Raw genomic sequence first — 18710 nt, 5'->3', positions numbered from 1 at the left:
TGCTTGTCTCAAATCAGGAAAATCTCTATTTAATTAATAGCTTTCTTGAAATAATAGTAATATTCATACCCACCGTCAAAATTCCGAGTAAATGATGTTGTCAATTCCCAACCATTTTCGCCCATAATATCCAGAGCTTGTGACGGACTTGTCGTTTTGGAAATATCTGCTCTTATATTATCGCTAACATATTTACCGTTCACCCATGTCTTGTCTTTATAATAATGCTGAAAGACTACTTCGGCATAGGCATATCTTTGGATGGCAACTATATTACTACTCTTGTTAAAAGACTTATAGGGCTTAACAACATCATTTTTAGCAAAAATGAACAAACCACTGAAAACTGTAACAAATACAAAAAACTTTCTCATAGTAAATACTCTGGATTTTAAAGTGATAGAAAATGTTAGCTGAAATCTATTTAAAAGACCTCCACTTCGGAATAAATACCAACAGCCCTACTCCAATGAAGAAAAACATCATAAATACATCTGTATACAAGAATGTCATCAAATAGTTCAGGTGAATGATAAAGTGGATCATGATAAGTACAGGGAATAAATAAACCGCAATTTTTCTGAAGTAATAAATTCCTACTAACGACAAAATAGCCAAGGCATCCAAACTAAACAGCAATGTAATATACCATTGTGGTATCTGCATTTGTTCTTTCATCCCTACTGTCATGTAGTCTACGTTGAGATTATTGATCAATAACAATAATAAAACACCCAATATTAAATAAAAAGGGGTTCCGCGTTTTGGCTCATGCTCGTTTTCAAAATAGTCCTGTTCTTCCATATAAAATGATAATAAAAAAGCTTTTGAAAATTCAAAAGCTTTTGTACTGTAAATTTATTAAATAAAGTTTTAAATAATTGCCTGAATAAGACGATTTTTATCACTTAAGTATTCTTCCATAGAAATCATACTTTCTGTACGCATAACATCTGCAATATCATCGATTTGATAAATAATGCGTTTAGCGTCATCTGTGTTTTTAGCTCTTATTTTAATAAAAATGTTATATTTTCCGGAAATAACACTAGCCTCTACTACATTAGGGATTTTTGCTAATTCCTTTAATACCTCCTGCGTTCTGTTAGACTTTGTAAGTAGGATACCGATAAACGCAGTAAAATGGTAATCCAATTTCCCATAGTCTATATTCAGAGAAGACCCCAGGATAATTCCTGCATCTTCCATCTTCTTAACTCTTACGTGAATAGTCCCCGCAGAAACATCCATTAATTTTGCAATTTCTGTAAAAGGCATTCTCGTATTTGCAACTAAATAGCCAAGAATCTTATTGTCTATTTCGTCCAATTGATAGTTCATAATTTTTATTTTAATTTAAAAAAAAATATTATTCTTTATTTATAATGCAAATTTAAGAAAATATACTTTAAACAAAAAACTTTAACGATTTTTAATATATATGCACTATAAAAAATCAATTACGATAAAAACAACAAAATAGATGCGTTACTTTCTTATAGAATCCTGAACGGCTTTGGTGTCAGTTTTATTCTTCTTCTTCTCTTTATTTTTCTTTTTTCCAAATAGTTCACTGAACTTATTAAAACTTCTGGTATAAGCTACACCCGCTCCATAACTCTGATTATCACTGGCATTAGATCCTACTACAAGTCCAATATTGGCTGGTTTGGAATAAGCATGCAGAACGAGGCTACCGTCATTTGCTTTGGAAACATCGTATTCTATAGAGCCTTCCCCCGAAAGGTAATTGTTCTGTACATCGGCAGTACGGGTGATCGGAATACCGATACCTGTTTTAATTTTTACACGCGGAGAAAGGGTAAGATTAACACTTGTATTGGCACGATCTCCTGTATTGGACGCCTGATCTCCTTTAATATAATCCATGTCGATCTGGAAATCGTTACTAATCGCGTTAAATACTGATGCCAGATTTTTGAACAGCATACTGTATCCTGTAGATACTGCTGCATTCCCTATTGTAACTCCATCTAACGAAGAAGTTACATTAAAGCTGTTCATAATAAGTACCGAGCCGATCTGCTTGATCTTCTCGTCTTCTGTATTCAGTTTGGAGGCCAAAGCTTCACGAATCTGACTGGAAGCATCCGGTAATATAATATCCATTGCAATAGCACCTTGACGGTTCAGCTCTTGCATTTTGTTTTTAATCTTAATCTGCAATTCAACATTCGTAGGCTGAAGCTTTCCTACAGTAAGGTATTCCCCAAGATTCGTAACAACTCTATAGTAGTTTGCCACAATATTCAAGTCCGGGTTCATGACGTTTCCGTCCCATGAAATGTTACTTCCCTTCTGAATCTGGAAGGTTCTTTCCAGGATCGCTTTAGAAACAAAAGTACCGTTATCCACAGCATAGACTCCGTTCATCGACATCATTCCGGTACGGTTCATATTAAACCTAAGGTTATTGGCCATACCTCTTACACTGATATTTCCGACATTATCTCCCACCAATACATTTACTGTAGAGTTTTTATCCACATCAAGGATTAAACCAATGTTCATATTAGCACCTGAATTTACTTTTTGCTCTATCGAAACTTCCCCTGTCTTTTCATCTACTTTAAGGAACCTCAGCATTTTAAATTCTTCAACTGAAGAAGCGGTGCTGGTATTTAGCGTAAATTCACTACCACCAAGAACAGCTGCCTTGGCATCTAAGTTCAGTTTTGAAGAGGAACCTGAGATGTTGATAATTCCTTTTGCTGTTACACGTCCCCAGAAAGTATCGAAATCTTTTTGAGAGGTATTCAGTAATAACAAATCGTCTGCCTGTATAATAAGGTTGATCCCAAGCGCCGAAATTTTCTCAAAATTAATTGCTCCCGCTATAGTTCCTGAAGAATTAGCTCTTCCGTCATTTACTTTAAGCCCGTCTAGTACCACCAAACCTTTGGAAACCGGAATTACCGCATCTGCAAAGTTATAGTCTACACCTGTAAAAACAAACTTGAAACCAAGTCCGGTCATTGCAATATCTCCGGAATAATCGATATTATTCAGCGGACCCGATATTTTCACTTCACCGTTAGCTTTACCTCTCAGGTTAGAAAAAAGACTCTTTACAAATTCTCCGGCGAATGCAATATTAAAATCTTTTAATGATGTTGTAAGGTCTAATGTCGGGGAAGGAGTATTGTTATTGATTGTTCCGTGAAGGGCCAGATTATTCTCTCCTATTATTCCGGAATCCGATGCAATATGTGCATCTATATCATAAACATTTACTGCATTACCATTTTTAGCGTTTAACACAAGGTTACCAACATCCTGACCACTCATCTTAATGGCTTCAACCTTAATATCAACAATAGGCTGAAGATCATTTTTATTCATTTTTATTTTGGCCGAACCATTGGCAATACCACGGATATCCATACTATTTTCTCCTGGCAGAAATGCCAGAACTTTAGCCAATTGCAGGTTATCCAGTTTTATTTCGGTATCAAAATCCTTTCCGCCCTTAAACATTCCGTTGATCAGAATACTACTTTCTTCTGAAAACAACCTAAGGTTACTTACCAGAAAATCTCCCTGCTTCTTTCTGTAAACAATGGAATGATTGAGCTCCGCAGATGTATCTACACTCCAGGTATCCTTATTCAGTTTTACAGATGTTGGCTCAAAGCGTACAGCAATATCTCCGTTAGGGTCGGTTACCTGATTCAGGTTGACCGCATATTCTTTAAGTTTTCCGGATGCATCCTGTGACTCATTTCCAACTTTAAATATGGAAGCAATATGCAGAATCTTGTCATCTTCATTAGTTCCTTTTAGTACTACATCCCTTACAATATTCTTATCGTATTTTATTTTCTGAATATTTGCCAGAATCTGCTCCTGATGGAGTGCTGTGTTAATTTTCAGATGAATACTGTCCACAACAGCACTATCTGTAACAACAGCTTTTTCTTCTATTTTATACTGAGGATTAAGTCTTGCCAATGCTCTGTCGGCTTCCCTAATCTCTTCTTTCTTAGTCATTACATACTTCAGACTTGGTACATCTGCATCCAAATTAAGATCATTGGTATCACCTATATAAGCTCCTTTAATATGAGCCCCGGAAGGTATGTATACATCCGGAAGGAAGTAGCTGATAAGTTTTTGCTGCACATCGAATTCCAGATCAAAATTTTGTCCTTTGTATATTTTTTTCGGCAGATATCCCACCAATACATTTCCAAGACCACTTTGTGCCATACTGGCCAGATCTCCGAGATTAAAACGCCCTACAATCTTACCTTTTGCAGCACCTGGTGCGTCTACATCAATAATTCGGCTTCCGTTATCAAAAAAGGCTTTAACATTAGCATTTGGTATTTCAAACTTCTGATCGGAGGAAGTAAATTTCAGATTTTCCAGACTGGCATCCAGATTAAGATCATTAATATCCGTCATCGAAATTTTACCATCGAAAACGCCACTTACACTGGCATTATTATTGGCATTATTACTGAAATAATTCAGATTAAGATACTCTATCTCACTTTTTACATCTGCTTGTATTCTTTTGGTACTAAAGTCAATTAGTCCTTTTACATTCCCTTTAATTTGGTCGTCGTTGATAACGATAAGTCCATCATATTTTCGCTGGGCAAGATTACCATCTAAAGAAAGATTGTGTACATCTTTCCCCATAATCTGAATACGCTGTATATTGGATTTTGTTTGTAATGAAAGTGTATTAACATCAAATCCCTGTCCGTTTACATTTATATTCCCTGTAATAAGTCCTACGTCCTTATTTTTGGTAAATGCTGTAACATTAAGGTCTTTCACAAAAATATCACCTACATATTTTGGATCTTTTGAGCTATAATCCGAGAGCGTTACGCTTTTTATTTCAGCTTGCCCTATTCCTGTAATCAGATTACCACTGGCAATAACACGGTGCGGATCTACATCTGCCTTACCATTGAACTTTATATTCTGGAAAACATCTGCAAAATTGCCCATCTTCCCGGAAATAAATTTCGGAAGCATAGCACGCAAATCAGGATATGTGAAGTCTGCAGACATCTGATCTGTGGTAATATGATATTTACCTTTAAGGAGGTCCTTCACCTGCATTTTAGATGTCTGAACTTTTACATCTTTCCCGTGAACTAAAAAGTTATTCAGCGTAAATTTGTTCAGAGGACCATTCATTCTACCGGAAATATTAATCGGTATATAATTATCCCATCTGTTTACAAAATAACTAATGTCATAGCCGCTTACCTGACTTCCTTGCTTCAGGGTCATATCCCAGAAAACTTTATTGTTAAAGTCTGCAAAATGAGTTTTCTTATCCAGTTTCAAAACAAGATCTCCCATTAGTAGTGAGTGATCTGTATTTAGTGTAAGATCTTTAAATGTTAGCTTTTCTTTAGTCAAAGAGAAATCCGTAGAGAAAGTTTCCACAAGGTGCTTCTTTCCCCAACGAACTGTCTGAAAAGTCATATTATTAATCCGTGCACTTACCTCAGGACCTTTAACCTTTAGTAAAGGAGCTGTAAGATTAAAATGATCTGCTGTTAGCCATTTTGCTTCCTCACCAGTATGATTCTGATTGACAATAGAGATTTTACTATCCAGAATCTGTACTCTGGAACGTAACTGGAATATTGGCTTATTAGGATTTCGGGGCTTGCCATCATCGAATTTGCTGATAAAGCGATTAAAGTTGTCTATAGAATCGCCTTTATAGGTAATGACTTTTACATCAGCATTTTTTAAAACCATGGACTTAAAAGCCAAAGTATTTGTTTTCCCAATATCCAGTAAAGAAAACCAGTCGGAACTCGCCCGGTATTCTTTTGCCTTTATAAATGGAAATCCTTTGTGGTCTTTTATTTCTAATCCTTCGATGGTAACATCTCCGAAAATATTAAGCTCCACATTTTTTTTAGAAATTTCGATCCCAAAATCTTTGTTCAGGGAGCCTAAAGCTTTGGTAGCTGCCCAGTCTTTGGTAACTGGTAAGCTTACAACAATAAAAAATAAACCAACTATACCCAATCCTATATAAAAAAGGTACAATAATAGTTTGGCCCACCAGCTATAATGTGATGCATCTTCTATTGCCTGTTTTGCAACATCCTCGGCAAAATGCTCTGCTTCATCTACAGCTTTGGAAACCGTATCTATGGTTTTATCTACAGCTTCTCCGATCTGCTTTTCAATCGGTTTTTCGTTATTGTCCTTATTATTCTCTAAATTTGCCATCTATGAGCAAGTCTGTTATTTTAGGTATTGAGTCTTCTTGTGATGACACTTCTGCTGCCATCATACAGGGGAATAGCATTTTGTCCAACATCGCAGCCAACCAGAAAATTCATCTGGAATATGGTGGCGTTGTACCGGAACTGGCTTCCCGCGCGCATCAGCAAAATATTATCCCTGTTGTTCACCAAGCACTCAGCCAAGCAAATATACAACAAAATGAAATTTGTGCCATAGGTTTTACCCGAGGACCTGGTCTTTTGGGGTCGCTTCTTGTGGGAACCTCCTTTGCTAAATCGTTGGCGATGTCTCTGGATGTTCCATTAATAGAAGTGAATCATCTTCAGGCACATATCCTTGCACATTTCATTGAGGATGCTAACCCTAATCCACCAAAATTCCCGTTCATTTGCCTTACTGTAAGTGGTGGACATACACTGATTGTACTGGTAAAAGATTATTTCGATATGGAAATTCTTGGCAGAACAATAGATGATGCTGCCGGAGAAGCTTTTGACAAAATAGGTAAGATTATGGATCTGGATTATCCTGCCGGACCTATTATAGATAAGCTTTCTAAAGAAGGGGATGAAAATGCATTTCAGTTCAACAAACCTAAATTGGAGGGTTACAATTATTCTTTCAGTGGAATTAAAACTTCAGTTTTATATTTCCTTCAGAAAGAAGTAAAAAAGAATCCTGATTTTGTTAAAGAAAATCTGAACGATCTGTGTGCTTCTGTTCAGAAAAACATCATCGATATTCTCCTGAAAAAACTGGAAAAAGCAGCTGATGATTACGGCGTAAAAGAAATTGCTATTGCCGGTGGCGTATCTGCTAATTCCAAACTGAGAAGTGCCTTACAAGAGCTTTCTGAGAAAAAAGGATGGAACTACTACATTCCGAAATTTGAATATACAACAGACAACGCTGCAATGATTGCAATGGTTGCCAAACTGAAATACGAGAAAGGAGAATTTACTGATCTTAGAGCTACTGCTACTGCTAAGTATGATCTTTAATATTTTTTGTAAATTCGATTAATCGTGTAACCGAAAAATCGCCATTATGCATCAATTTTATTTTGAAAAATTAGAGGTATGGCAAAATGCTAAGAATCTATCTGTAATTATTTATCAGCTAACATCGAATTACCCTGAAAAGGAAAGATTTGGATTAACTTCACAAATGAATAGATCATCAGTGAGTATTGCAGCTAATATAGCAGAAGGATCTACAAGAAAATCTAATAAAGACAAAAGCAGATTTATAAACATTGCATATGGCTCCACGATAGAATTATTAAATTTTCTAATTATTTCTGTTGAGCTAAAATTAATATCTGAAGAAGTCTACGCTGAACTTCGAAATAAAATAGAACATATTGCCAATCAACTAAATGCTCTCGAAAAGAGATTTAGTGCCTAATAATTAACAATTACACAGTTACACAAATTAACATTCAACTTTTTAATGAAACTTTTTTACGGAAATATTACTGAAAATACTGTTCAGATTAACGAAGACGACCAACAACATATCGCAAAGGTTTTGCGTATGCGGGAAGGTGAAGAGATTTCGGTTACCAACGGAGAGGGTGCTTTAGCACATGGAAAGCTTTACTTTGAAGGAAAAAAAGCTTTGATTGAAGTTACCGAAGTCCAATTAGAAACACCAGATTTCCCACATCATCTACATATTGCCATTGCTCCGACTAAAAATATTGACCGCACTGAGTTTTTCATTGAGAAAGCGTCTGAAATGGGTGTAACAGAAATAAGCTTCTTATTAACTGAAAAAACGGAACGTAAAAATCTGAATATTGATAAAATCAGAAAGCAGGTTATTGCCGCTTCTAAACAAAGTTTACGTTTCTATTTTCCACAAGTAAATGACCTGATTAAAATCTCTGACTTTTTACAAAAGGTAAATGCTGAAAAAACCTATGTAGCACATTGCCATTCGGAATTAGAAAGACAGGATATTACCCGTTTGCAAATACAAAAGGACATTTGTTTTCTTATAGGCCCTGAAGGAGATTTCAGTTTGAAGGAAATCCAAATGCTAAAGGAAAAACAGATCAAGGCTGTAAGTCTGGGCCCCCAACGTCTTCGTACAGAAACCGCAGGTGTATTTGTAGCTGCCTGGGGATACGAAAAAATGTTTTAGTCTTTACACATAATAACATATAAAAAATGGTCAGAAAATTATTCTGACCATTTTTTATACTGATTTGTTTTTATTTTTTAATTCACAATCTAATTTAATATTAGAAAGTAGCCTCTATATTGTGTTTTTTTAGATAATGATTCAATACTTCATCACCAGAACGGGCACTGTTAACAGCCCAGCGAATCTTCATTGCCAGTTTTTTTTCATCAGATAGTTTATAATCAATATCCGATTTCAGAAGTTTTTGTTTTAGCTCATACATACAAATAGCAGCAGCTACAGAAACATTAAAACTCTGGGTAAAACCATACATCGGAATAATCAGGGTTTCGTCTGCAAAATCCAATACTTCCTGAGAAACTCCTTCCATCTCAGTACCAAATATTAATGCTACAGGTTCTTTCAGCTCATATTCCGGTAAAGAAACCGCATTTTTTTCTGGAGAAACGGCCAGTATTTTATAACCTTTGTCTCTAATCTGCTGCAGTGAAGATATTGTTTTGGGCATTTTCTCTACCTGCATCCATGTATCGGCTCCACGGGCGACTCTGGTGTTGGGATTAAATACATTTTCTTCTTCCAATGCTGCAATTTTATGGAATCCACAGGCTTCTACCGAACGAATAATTGCTGCTGCGTTACGAAACTGATAAATATTCTCCAGCACAGGCAATACAAAATCGGAGCTTTCTTCTGCATATTTCTCAATTTTAGAAAGTCTTTCTTCAGTAAGAAATCCCTTCATATATTCATAGATATCTTGATATCGCGGATCATTCATGCCCCAAAATTACTTATTTTCATCGATAAAGCGGCGCTCTTCTTCTGAAAGCAAGATAGGCGTAGCTTTCACTTCTCCAGTTTGTATATTCTTCCAAAGTTTTTTCCCAAAATCTATCTTATTAGTCAACCCTTTATTATCGGATTTATAAAACTGACTGAATGTAATTTCACGATTAAAAGTTCCCACATGCTTCTGATCATCATAAAGCATATAATATTCACCTGAAGTATGAGCAAAAGACGGTAAATATTTATCATTGAGCTTATAAAAATCGAATATCACGTCCCCACTGGTTGTCATATAACGATACTCCTCATCGGCTTCATTAATTGTTTTAAAAGGCTTCACATCACCCTGATCGTAATTCATCTCACAATGTGTAATCACTTTATCCGCTTTATTGTAAACAAAAAATCCCGTGTTGGTAACTTTATACTTTGGTGAAAACAATTTGAATGAAATCGTAATCAAATCACCGTCCTCATCTATAATTTTCCCGTCAATTTTCGCATCTTTCAAACGAACGAATTTATCCAGTTTATATAAAGTATAGTTGAAAAACATATCTCCGATAAAGTCCTTTGAACTATCCAAACTAGAACCATTAAATGCAGTTGTATTTTCTATAGATTTATAATACTTGATTTTATGCAAATCTGCCTGCACAAAAGAATCGAAATCCTTCCGGCGTGCATATATTGGATGGTACATATTATCCACTGTCCACAAATCCATATTCGCTACTAACAGCATACTTATTTCTTTGTTTCTGGTGTTTTTTTGTTTGTATATAGCGTTATAAAGAGATGGCTTGGTATAATAAAGTTTTCCATATCTTTTATACACCGATTTAATAATGCTGGCTACATTATTATAATTTCGAATCTGCACTTCCTTTATACTTCTCACCCGTGGTTTTAGTTTTACCAGAGTTGTGAAATTTTTCAATATGATTTTTTCATAATTCCCCGCATAGACTTCTATATTCGCAGCATTTTCAGATACCGGAACTTTCCCGTCATCATTTGTATAGAAAACTTCATTGTTTATTAATATTCTTGCATGTATTATCGGTTTCCCGTCTACAGCATCCTGTACACGCATCGTTTTGGTACTTTGAGAATAAAATAAACTAAAGGACAGCATAAAAAGAAAATAATAAATTTTCATAGGCGCATTTTAATTGTTTATAGAATAAAATAAATCATTTTTCAGATCGGAACTCTTATTTAACGATAATTTAATGTAATTTTGGGGATATGAAGCGCAAAGTACTCATCATTTACACCGGAGGCACCATTGGTATGGAAAAAGACTACGAAAGCGGAAGCCTTAAAGCTTTCGATTTCTCAACAATTGCCAGCCGTATTCCGGAGATTAATCTCCTTGACTGCGATGTTACATTAAGTCAATTCTCTATCCCGTTGGATTCTTCTGATGTAGGTCCTGAGCACTGGACTGCCATAGCCAAAATCATTGAGGGAAATTACGAAGATTATTCGGGATTTTTAATACTTCATGGTACTGATACAATGGCTTATACAGCATCAGCTCTTAGCTTTATGCTAAAGGGGCTTCGCAAGCCGGTTATTCTTACAGGTTCACAGCTTCCTATTGGTGATCTAAGAACTGATGCTAAAGAAAATCTGCTGACTAGCTTATATTATGCCAGTTTTTATGATGGTGATGAGGCTGTTATTCAGGAAGTTGCTTTATATTTCGAATACAAACTATTACGAGGCAATCGTTGTATAAAAGCCAGCGCAGAGAATTTCGATGCCTTTAAAACACCTAACTATCCTATATTGGGGCAGTCTGGTGTAAATCTGGAAGCCGATCGTAATATCTTATATAGAGCTCCTAAAGATGAGACATTCAATGTCGATCTGCATATTTCCAAGAAAGTATTTTTGATTTGGATATTCCCGGGAATGAATCTAAATGAGCTGGAAAGCTTTATTAAAGCTTCAGAAATAAAGGTATTGATCCTTCGTGTATTTGGATCCGGAACTTTTTTTTCTGATAAAAATATCGAAAATATCCTTCTTAATATAAGAGCTAACGGAACAGAAATTGTGATTATTTCCCAATGTATTTCCGGTGAAATTTCTATCGGAAAGTATGATAACAGTAACATTTTCAAACGCATTGGTGCGATTAGCGGCGGCGACCTTACTGCAGAAAGTGCTCTTACCAAAGCAATGCACCTTATCGAAAATCCTCATTATACAGAAAGCTTCGGCACATTGTTCCAGAAAAATTTAAGAGGAGAAATGTCAAATTAATTTGTGAAAACCAAACATAAGTTATATTTTTGCAACCGCAATTAGAGAGGTGGCCGAGTGGTCGAAGGCGCACGCCTGGAAAGTGTGTATACTCCAAAAGGGTATCGAGGGTTCGAATCCCTTCCTCTCTGCTAACAACAAAAGAAACCTACTAGTACTAGTAGGTTTTTGTTTTTATCTCAATTTATTTCCCCACCACTTCCCCACATTGAGTTTTCTAATTTATACAAATATGACAAGAGGGGGGGGTACCACTAAAACTGTAAAAGAGATAGGGGGATGAATCTATATAGGGAGCCTGTATACATATATAATAATTGAGAAGAATTATTTCTCAATTTATAAAACAGCATTAATTTTACTTATATGTTTGTTGGAATATATTAGGTCAACAGCTTTTAAATTATCTTCAACAAATTTAAAACCTATTCTAGTCAATTTTCTACATCTAATAGGGTCTTTTAGCCATTCAATTTCTTTTTTTAAGGACTAATCTACAAGCAAATAAGAAGGTTTATTTATTATACTATAATCTCTGCCTGAATTATCTTTCATAAAAAATGATCATCATACATCCTAAGGTTACTCCCTACGTTGTCAATACTAATAATACAAACTTTAAACTTATTAGGCTCATCAATCTATTCTAGAAATATGATTGGGTGTTTTTTTCTTTATTCCAGAAAATATCATCTTTATTAAAATTCCGAAATGCACAAGCAGTAGTAAAAAAATAAAATATTGCAGAATTCATTTTAATAATAAACATATTCTGTAATTTTGAGTATTTTAAATCAAAAATTATCTTTTTTATAAATCGAATAAATGAGAATAAAAATAATTCTAGGACTAAAAGAAGTTTATACTAAACAAATATCTAATCCTATAGATTTATTATTAGGCTATGATCCAGATTACTTGCTATTAACAATTTCTAATATAAATTTTCAAATAAATAAACATAGCAACGATATAAAAATCATCCAAAGCATATATATCTTAGACCAATTAACAATTAGAACATATACTCATCTTTCCACTATATTAAAATATTCCGAAAAAAATAAATCTCATTCTTGTATTATATTTAATGAAAAAACAAATAATAATTTTTTTAAATTGATTTTTTCAAATTATTCACTATTAAAAAGTAATAAAAATGAAAAATTGTTACTAGATGATTTTATTACTATTTACTTAAAATTAAATGAAACAACTTTCGGCTCCGAAGGAACCGATTTTACATCTTTTAGTAGAGAATATTATAACGAGTATGCTCAAATAATATTTTATTCTAAAATATACGAACTTGATAGGCCCAAAAGAATAACATTTCAGATATTAAAAATGAAGTGTCTGTTAAATTATTTCTATATCACTTATAAAGAACTTCTGAATGAATTTTATAAAGAAAAAGGAATAAGCAATCCAGACATATGGTTAAGCACTCTAATTTCATCTATAAAAAATGAGAATAAAAGTGAATCTAATTTATTTAAGTTAGATGAAGGAGATATGATTACCTCTTACTTCAAAGAAATCACAATTAATCATTTACTTAATAAAAAAATTAATACAGATCATTTAATGTATCATTCTATCTTTAACATTAATGATAGTGTTATGATTTTAAACTGGAATTATTTATTTCATAGCTTTTATCATAGAATAAATTATGAGTTATTTTTAAAATATAAAAAACAAATAAGACCCGATTTTGATTTTCATAATTATAAGTCTATTATAAGTACCGAAGTTAGTGAAAAACTTATATTCAGATATGTAGTAAAAAAGTTAATAAAGTCAAAACCTTCCATTACGGAAGTAATCTTTGAAAGTAAATTGCAAGGATTTCCAGATTGTTATTTAAGAATTGGTAACCAAGTATTCATCTTTGAATTCAAAGACTATCTACCTCCTCCTTCCTTTCTTGAATCTTATAAATATGATGATGTGTACAAGTATATTAATGAAAATTTTTTAGAGAAAAAAGGTATTACCCAGTTAGAAAAATTTATAAAAAACAGTAATATTTCCGACTTTGATTCAAAATTGAAAAATAATAGAAAAAAATTAGAAATCTTCCCTATACTTGTAGTGTCTGAAGATTTATTTTCATTACCTGCTCTCGAAAATATATTCACAAAAGAACTTCACAAGAGGCTAGAAAATAAAGATTACAAATCAATTAATAAACTAGTTGTTCTTAATATAAATGAAATGATTGACTTTTTTATCCATAACAACAGAGATGATTTTTTTAAGTTAATTGTAAAATATTCTCGGTCTAAAAATAAAAAAAGAAAGTCAAACAGCTTGTTAACCACTTATCCTGATTTTAAGTATGACTTTTTAATAAATGCTCAAAGAAAGGATTTTGAAGATATATTTATAGATTTTCCAATTACAGATTCTCCTGATTTTGGAGAATAATACATCTAATTTTTAATTACTTACAATCAAATATCATCAAATTGGAATAAGCATTGAAAGAATTATTTTATATCAAAAATCAACATATACATAACCACCAACCTAGATAAAAATATTCATATTCAGAAACAGTATATTATTATGTACTGTCTACAAGACTATAGACAGTTTTGTAAAAAAACAATTTCAAATTAAAAAACAGTCTTTTTTTTAAAATTATAATTAATAGATATACAGTCAACAAAAAATAAATTAATTTAAATAAAGATATTTAATAAATTTTATAATATGAGAAAAGTAGTCCCCGACTTAAACTACTTTCTTATTAAGAGCTCAACTTTAGAGCTTGCTTAAAACCGCTTGTGTGTGTTGTCATTACTGACTGTCGGTTGCAGTTATATCTAGTAAACTTCTTGGCTTTTTTTAGCCTGAAGTTCCATGCCAAAATCAAAATCGTTCCATTTTATGAACCAATATTTTTCTGATTCAATTAATCTTTTTTGAGAAGATTCTATTTCAAGCAAATTTAAAACATCTTTTTTAAATTTATACTTATTTTCAACTTTAAATTTACTTGTAAATGAATCTAACGCATCAGAAATATCTTGTTCTCTTTTATATATCTGGTTGAAAAAATTTGGATAATTCTTTAGCTCTTTAAGATATGCTTTTAGGTTGCTTGATAATTTATTAAGGTTAATCATATCAATTAATCTTTCTTTTATCGGATTTAGGTTATATAGCTCTCTTAATAATGTTTTTAAGGAATCTATATAACTGTCCACGTTTGAATTGTTTACAGGTTTTACGAATTCAGTTTTTATATTGTTAATAAGTTCAAATATTGCTACACTTTCTTCTTTTGAGATTGACTCGTTTAAGAAAGGGCATGTTAAAATATCCATTAATAACATAACTGTTTCTGCTTCATTCCTCCATTCAAAATCTTTCTTTTCTCTAAATTTTTTTAAAATATATTTTTTTAATTCATCCTTAATAGGCTTGTAAATTTCAATATCTCTTATATAAAAAAGTAAAACAACAATATTGAAATAATTTAAATCTTTATCTATAATAAATTTATCATTAACAGCTTGAATATTAAAATATGCTGATAAATTTTTAGGATTCAAACGATATTCTCTTCCTAGTTGAGTAAGTGCGATCAGGAGATATAAGCTTTCTATAGAGGTATGTATTTCCGTTTTGTTCTTTTGTAAAATTAAATAAATCTCATCTGAAATTTTTTTGAATATATTATGTTTATAATGGTTTAGTAGGGGCTCTTTATAAAGGTTTGATTTGTTTTTTTTAAGAAATGCAATAATCTTATTTAATATTAATGATAGCTTAATGGTAGAGTTTACTCTTGGGGAAACTGAGTATAAGAAAAATGATACATCCAGTATTTCAAGAAATCCTTTTTCATATTGTTTCTGAAGATTATCGTTTTTATCATTGAAAGTATGCCATTTCTTAATTAGTTTTGCCGTTTTATTCTCTAATACAGCAAGACTGTAGTTCATGATATCTTTGTAATCAACCTTTGTTTCTTTAACAATGGTCTTAAATCTTGTTATTACATTATTTGAAGAGAAGTATATGCTTTTTAAAATATCATCATCATTTTTGTTTTCATTAAGTTTAAGATGTTCTGAAAATAAGTCACTTATTTTTTGTTTTGCTAAAGAGATTTCTGTAATAATTGGTTTGTCATATGTAATAGACTTCTTTTCATTAAGGTATAATTTATATTCCTTTAAACAGATCTTGAATTCTTTTAGAATAATATCTTTATCACTTTCATTATTGTAAAAAACAAAATAGTCATCAACATATCGAAAAATTTCATAGTCTCTTTTATGGATTAGCCTTTTATTGTATTCAGTATTGTGTAGTAAATTATCAAAAATACATTTGTCAATTTGCTGTAATATTAATTCAGCGAAAATTCTGGAAAATTCTGGACCTATTACTATGCCATTTGTCTCGTTTGCGTTTAAAGTTTGCATAAGTTTGTCAAACTCTCCTCCAAAAGTTTCTAATGAAATATTAACATTATCTTTTATGATTTGCTTATTGAATAATGCCCAGGCTATTGTATGGCTATATATTGAATCAAAACACTTGGAAACATCAATTTTTAATAACTTATTAAATTTCTTTTCACATCTATGAAATTGGTATGACTCATAAAATTTATGAATATTACTATATTTGTGATAAGCAAAAAATGATCTTAGGTTTTCGTACTCGTTATCTTCTTCTTCAATTTGTGAATATTCATAACAATCATCCTCATTTTTTTTATGTAATAGATCATTGTAAAATGTAAAATTGGCAATCTTTGTAGGTTTTCTAATTGAAAAGGGGCTAATTGATGAATAATAAATAATGAGAGACTTGTATTTATCATAAAACTCTACAACATTTTTTTGATTTATTGGATGTATTAGGCTTAATTCTCTATAATCACTCTCCTTATGTTTTAATTTAAAACACATTGGTTTATTGATGTAGCTATTTCCTGCAAAAGTTTTAAGTATATTTATATGAAAATTTAGTTGATCTATCTCTGTTTCCAACTTTTTTTTAAAATTAGCATTTCTTGTTTTTTTTAACTCTTCTTTCTTTTTCTCTATCTTTTTATTAAAATTTTCACATTTCAATAAATACTTATAAAAATATCTATTAGAGAAGATTAAAGGTATTTCAAATGGTAAAATATCAGAAAGAACAACTCTTTCTTTAGAATAGGATATTTTAATTTTTTTTCTCATCGTATTACAAATTATGCCAAAGATTTAGTATTTTGTCGATGTTAACACTTCCTCTAGGTAGTTTATCATTAAAGTTGAAGTTTAGTGTTTTTTTATTTTTAAATCCTTCGATAAAAGATAGTTTGTCAAGTGCTATTTTGGTTTTTGGGGAAAGTTTAATAGAACGTCTGTTGATCTCATTTTTTAGAAATAAGTCTAAATCTTTTAAATCTGATAAATCTTCAGTAAGAAATTCATTTGAAAAGTAAATTCCAATTAAAACATTACTTTTTCTTCTATATAGTCTGAAATTATTAGTTAAGACTTTGATCCTTTGTATAAGTAATTTATTGGTACTTTTTTCTCGCCCACTATATTTAACTATATTGGAGTCAAATTCATTGAAGGCACAATTTATCTTGGTCTTAAATCTATTTAATTTTGAGTCTGACATATTTACGACCAGCTTTTTAGGTATAATTACATCCTGTACTTGTTGCTTTTTTTCCTTTTTAAATTCTTTAATAAATTTGTATCCTAAAAATGTGATCTCATATTTTATTGATGTTTTCCTTTCAGAATTTTCTTTTCTTAAATCAAATACTTTTGTTTTGCTAGAGTTCATCTCCAAATGAAATTTGTTTACAACTTTCTCAATTAGTTTCCTATATTGATCCGTTGTCTTTTTTTCATTGCGATGCGGTGGAGAAAAAATTATGATTATATCATCTACATATCTTGAATAATAAATTACATTAGGAATAGACTTGATTATATTATCAATGTCTTTTAAATATAATTCAGATAAAAACGCACTTATGCCTATGCCCCTTGGGACTCCTATTCTTTCATCAGTCGAATTTTTTATACCATCAGCTATCAGTAAATTCCAATACTGATTTAAAATACTTTTAATAATACGTTTTGAAGAATTATTTAAAAGGCTGTTTTCTTCAATTTTGCTGATTAGTTGCTTATGAGGTATGGATTCATAAAACTTTGATATATCTGTTCTTACTACAATTTTTGGGAAATTTTCGCTCAACAAAAGTTTTATTTGGGAAATAATTAGTTTTCTATCAGCTTGCTTTACACTAAATGTTTTGTAGATGTTTCTTTGAAGTTGTTTTAGTACTAGATAGTTTTCTACAGTATTGTCAGTAACATATAGTTGGTCACCAAATTTTACAATTCCTTTCCTTATCACTAATTTAAAATCATCATCATTCGCAATAAGGCTAATTTTTTTTAATGCTTCTTCTAGTTTTCCTTCCCTTTCTGCCTTAATGTATTCTTTTTCATCTAATAGTTTCTGATGTTCTTCATATTCATCATCTTTTGGTGAATGAGTAAGTGATAATGCTTTTTGTGACTCGCGGATTTCTCGATTAAGCCTTATTATTTTTTCTGTTAATTTCCTAGATTCAAAAAAGTAATCATCATCATTATTAAAAATACTTCTATCTTGAAGGTACCTCCCTCTTCTGTTTTCAACATCTAATAATATTCTAAAATTATCATAGGAAAATGACTGATCTAACATGTTTAACAAATTTTTCTTAAATAATTAAATATATAATTAAAATTTAACATATAAATATATTTGAAATAAATTTATATACTATCCACTGTATTATTTTGTATTACTGATTGTAAACATTGTACTTTTCTTAGAAAATTATCTAAGGAAAAAGTATAAAAATTAGCCTCTTTTTTATTTTATGATATTTACATGTAGTAGAAAACTATATATTATTTTGTAGTGTATCTAATTGTTATTGCATAAATAAAACGTAGCACTACATTATTTTCGATTAAATATATTTTATAATAGTATTGAAATGGGTAATTTTTAGCCTATGACTATCTTTATGATTTTCTCTAATATGATTCTATTGTCTATTACTACAATACTCAATATAGAAACAGGGTGTAATATTACTGAAATTGTAAGTGTCCCTAAAAACCAGACAGTTTAAAAATAGAGAAATTTATTAATTTTAAACTGTAAAAGATGAAAAAGACAAGATTCACAGAGACACA

13 protein-coding genes and 1 tRNA gene are annotated in these 18710 nt (G+C 31.5%); 6 read left to right on the top strand and 8 right to left on the bottom strand.

Going from position 1 to position 18710, the window contains the following annotated elements; genetic code table 11:
• Positions 1-29 precede the first annotated feature (29 nt).
• From C8J95_RS16435 to C8J95_RS16420, 4 genes are all read right to left on the bottom strand, one after another.
• The gene (locus C8J95_RS16435; RefSeq protein ID WP_107809811.1) at positions 30-374 is read right to left on the bottom strand and encodes a hypothetical protein; all 345 of its coding nucleotides are present in this window, start codon (positions 372-374) and stop codon (positions 30-32) included.
• A gap of 46 nt (positions 375-420) precedes the next feature.
• Positions 421-804, bottom strand: coding sequence for a hypothetical protein (locus tag C8J95_RS16430; RefSeq protein ID WP_034866291.1), 384 nt, complete (start codon positions 802-804; stop codon positions 421-423).
• A gap of 69 nt (positions 805-873) precedes the next feature.
• Positions 874-1341 (bottom strand): Lrp/AsnC family transcriptional regulator, encoded by a 468-nt coding sequence (locus tag C8J95_RS16425; RefSeq protein WP_009089420.1) that lies wholly within the window; start codon positions 1339-1341, stop codon positions 874-876.
• A gap of 147 nt (positions 1342-1488) precedes the next feature.
• Positions 1489-6237: a translocation/assembly module TamB gene (locus C8J95_RS16420; protein WP_107809810.1), complete on the bottom strand. Its 4749-nt coding sequence runs from the start codon at positions 6235-6237 to the stop codon at positions 1489-1491.
• A gap of 2 nt (positions 6238-6239) precedes the next feature.
• On the opposite strand from C8J95_RS16420, the gene tsaD reads away from it, so the two are divergent.
• The 3 genes from tsaD to C8J95_RS16405 are packed head-to-tail and all read left to right on the top strand — an operon-like array spanning position 6240 to position 8403.
• The gene (gene tsaD, locus C8J95_RS16415) at positions 6240-7256 is read left to right on the top strand and encodes a tRNA (adenosine(37)-N6)-threonylcarbamoyltransferase complex transferase subunit TsaD (protein ID WP_107809809.1); all 1017 of its coding nucleotides are present in this window, start codon (positions 6240-6242) and stop codon (positions 7254-7256) included.
• Between the two features lie 46 nt (positions 7257-7302).
• Positions 7303-7662, top strand: a complete 360-nt coding sequence (locus C8J95_RS16410; RefSeq protein ID WP_078771110.1) for a four helix bundle protein — start codon at positions 7303-7305, stop codon at positions 7660-7662.
• Positions 7663-7707: 45 nt separating this feature from the next.
• Positions 7708-8403: a 16S rRNA (uracil(1498)-N(3))-methyltransferase gene (locus tag C8J95_RS16405; protein WP_107809808.1), complete on the top strand. Its 696-nt coding sequence runs from the start codon at positions 7708-7710 to the stop codon at positions 8401-8403.
• A gap of 100 nt (positions 8404-8503) precedes the next feature.
• On the opposite strand, the gene C8J95_RS16400 is transcribed toward C8J95_RS16405, so the two are convergent.
• Together C8J95_RS16400 and C8J95_RS16395 are read right to left on the bottom strand one after the other, a co-directional pair.
• Positions 8504-9187, bottom strand: coding sequence for an RNA methyltransferase (locus tag C8J95_RS16400; protein WP_107809807.1), 684 nt, complete (start codon positions 9185-9187; stop codon positions 8504-8506).
• A gap of 9 nt (positions 9188-9196) precedes the next feature.
• On the bottom strand, positions 9197-10360 hold the full coding sequence (locus C8J95_RS16395; protein WP_255412849.1) for a hypothetical protein: 1164 nt from the start codon (positions 10358-10360) through the stop codon (positions 9197-9199).
• A gap of 89 nt (positions 10361-10449) precedes the next feature.
• Between C8J95_RS16395 and C8J95_RS16390 the strand changes: the two genes are divergently transcribed.
• The 3 genes from C8J95_RS16390 (at position 10450) to C8J95_RS16380 (ending at position 13908) form a co-directional block, all read left to right on the top strand.
• Entirely contained in the window at positions 10450-11475 is a 1026-nt protein-coding gene (locus C8J95_RS16390) for an asparaginase (RefSeq protein WP_107809806.1), read from the top strand.
• 43 nt (positions 11476-11518) lie between these two features.
• A tRNA-Ser gene (locus C8J95_RS16385) sits at positions 11519-11606 on the top strand.
• A gap of 694 nt (positions 11607-12300) precedes the next feature.
• On the top strand, positions 12301-13908 hold the full coding sequence (locus tag C8J95_RS16380) for a hypothetical protein (RefSeq protein ID WP_107809805.1): 1608 nt from the start codon (positions 12301-12303) through the stop codon (positions 13906-13908).
• 401 nt (positions 13909-14309) lie between these two features.
• Here C8J95_RS16380 and drt3b read toward each other — a convergent pair whose 3' ends face one another.
• Together drt3b and drt3a are read right to left on the bottom strand one after the other, a co-directional pair.
• Entirely contained in the window at positions 14310-16688 is a 2379-nt protein-coding gene (drt3b, locus tag C8J95_RS16375; RefSeq protein WP_107809804.1) for an antiviral reverse transcriptase Drt3b, read from the bottom strand.
• Between the two features lie 4 nt (positions 16689-16692).
• A complete protein-coding gene (drt3a, locus tag C8J95_RS16370) occupies positions 16693-18210 on the bottom strand; it encodes an antiviral reverse transcriptase Drt3a (RefSeq protein ID WP_107809803.1) in 1518 nt (505 codons plus the stop codon).
• Positions 18211-18710: the final 500 nt, after the last annotated feature.

Source organism: Elizabethkingia sp. YR214, assembly GCF_003058195.1.
GTDB lineage: Bacteria > Bacteroidota > Bacteroidia > Flavobacteriales > Weeksellaceae > Elizabethkingia.
The sequence above is the reverse complement of the archived record's forward strand: the minus strand, read 5'-3'. Positions and strand labels throughout refer to the sequence as shown.

Coding starts and splice junctions, on each gene's coding strand:
- C8J95_RS16435 (WP_107809811.1), bottom strand. CDS start 374: ATGAGAAAGTTTTTTGTATTTGTTACAGTTTTCAGTGGTTTGTTCATT.
- C8J95_RS16395 (WP_255412849.1), bottom strand. CDS start 10,360: ATGAAAATTTATTATTTTCTTTTTATGCTGTCCTTTAGTTTATTTTAT.
- drt3b (WP_107809804.1), bottom strand. CDS start 16,688: ATGAGAAAAAAAATTAAAATATCCTATTCTAAAGAAAGAGTTGTTCTT.
- C8J95_RS16390 (WP_107809806.1), top strand. CDS start 10,450: ATGAAGCGCAAAGTACTCATCATTTACACCGGAGGCACCATTGGTATG.
- C8J95_RS16420 (WP_107809810.1), bottom strand. CDS start 6,237: ATGGCAAATTTAGAGAATAATAAGGACAATAACGAAAAACCGATTGAA.
- drt3a (WP_107809803.1), bottom strand. CDS start 18,210: ATGTTAGATCAGTCATTTTCCTATGATAATTTTAGAATATTATTAGAT.
- C8J95_RS16380 (WP_107809805.1), top strand. CDS start 12,301: ATGAGAATAAAAATAATTCTAGGACTAAAAGAAGTTTATACTAAACAA.
- C8J95_RS16410 (WP_078771110.1), top strand. CDS start 7,303: ATGCATCAATTTTATTTTGAAAAATTAGAGGTATGGCAAAATGCTAAG.
- C8J95_RS16405 (WP_107809808.1), top strand. CDS start 7,708: ATGAAACTTTTTTACGGAAATATTACTGAAAATACTGTTCAGATTAAC.
- tsaD (WP_107809809.1), top strand. CDS start 6,240: ATGAGCAAGTCTGTTATTTTAGGTATTGAGTCTTCTTGTGATGACACT.
- C8J95_RS16430 (WP_034866291.1), bottom strand. CDS start 804: ATGGAAGAACAGGACTATTTTGAAAACGAGCATGAGCCAAAACGCGGA.
- C8J95_RS16425 (WP_009089420.1), bottom strand. CDS start 1,341: ATGAACTATCAATTGGACGAAATAGACAATAAGATTCTTGGCTATTTA.
- C8J95_RS16400 (WP_107809807.1), bottom strand. CDS start 9,187: ATGAATGATCCGCGATATCAAGATATCTATGAATATATGAAGGGATTT.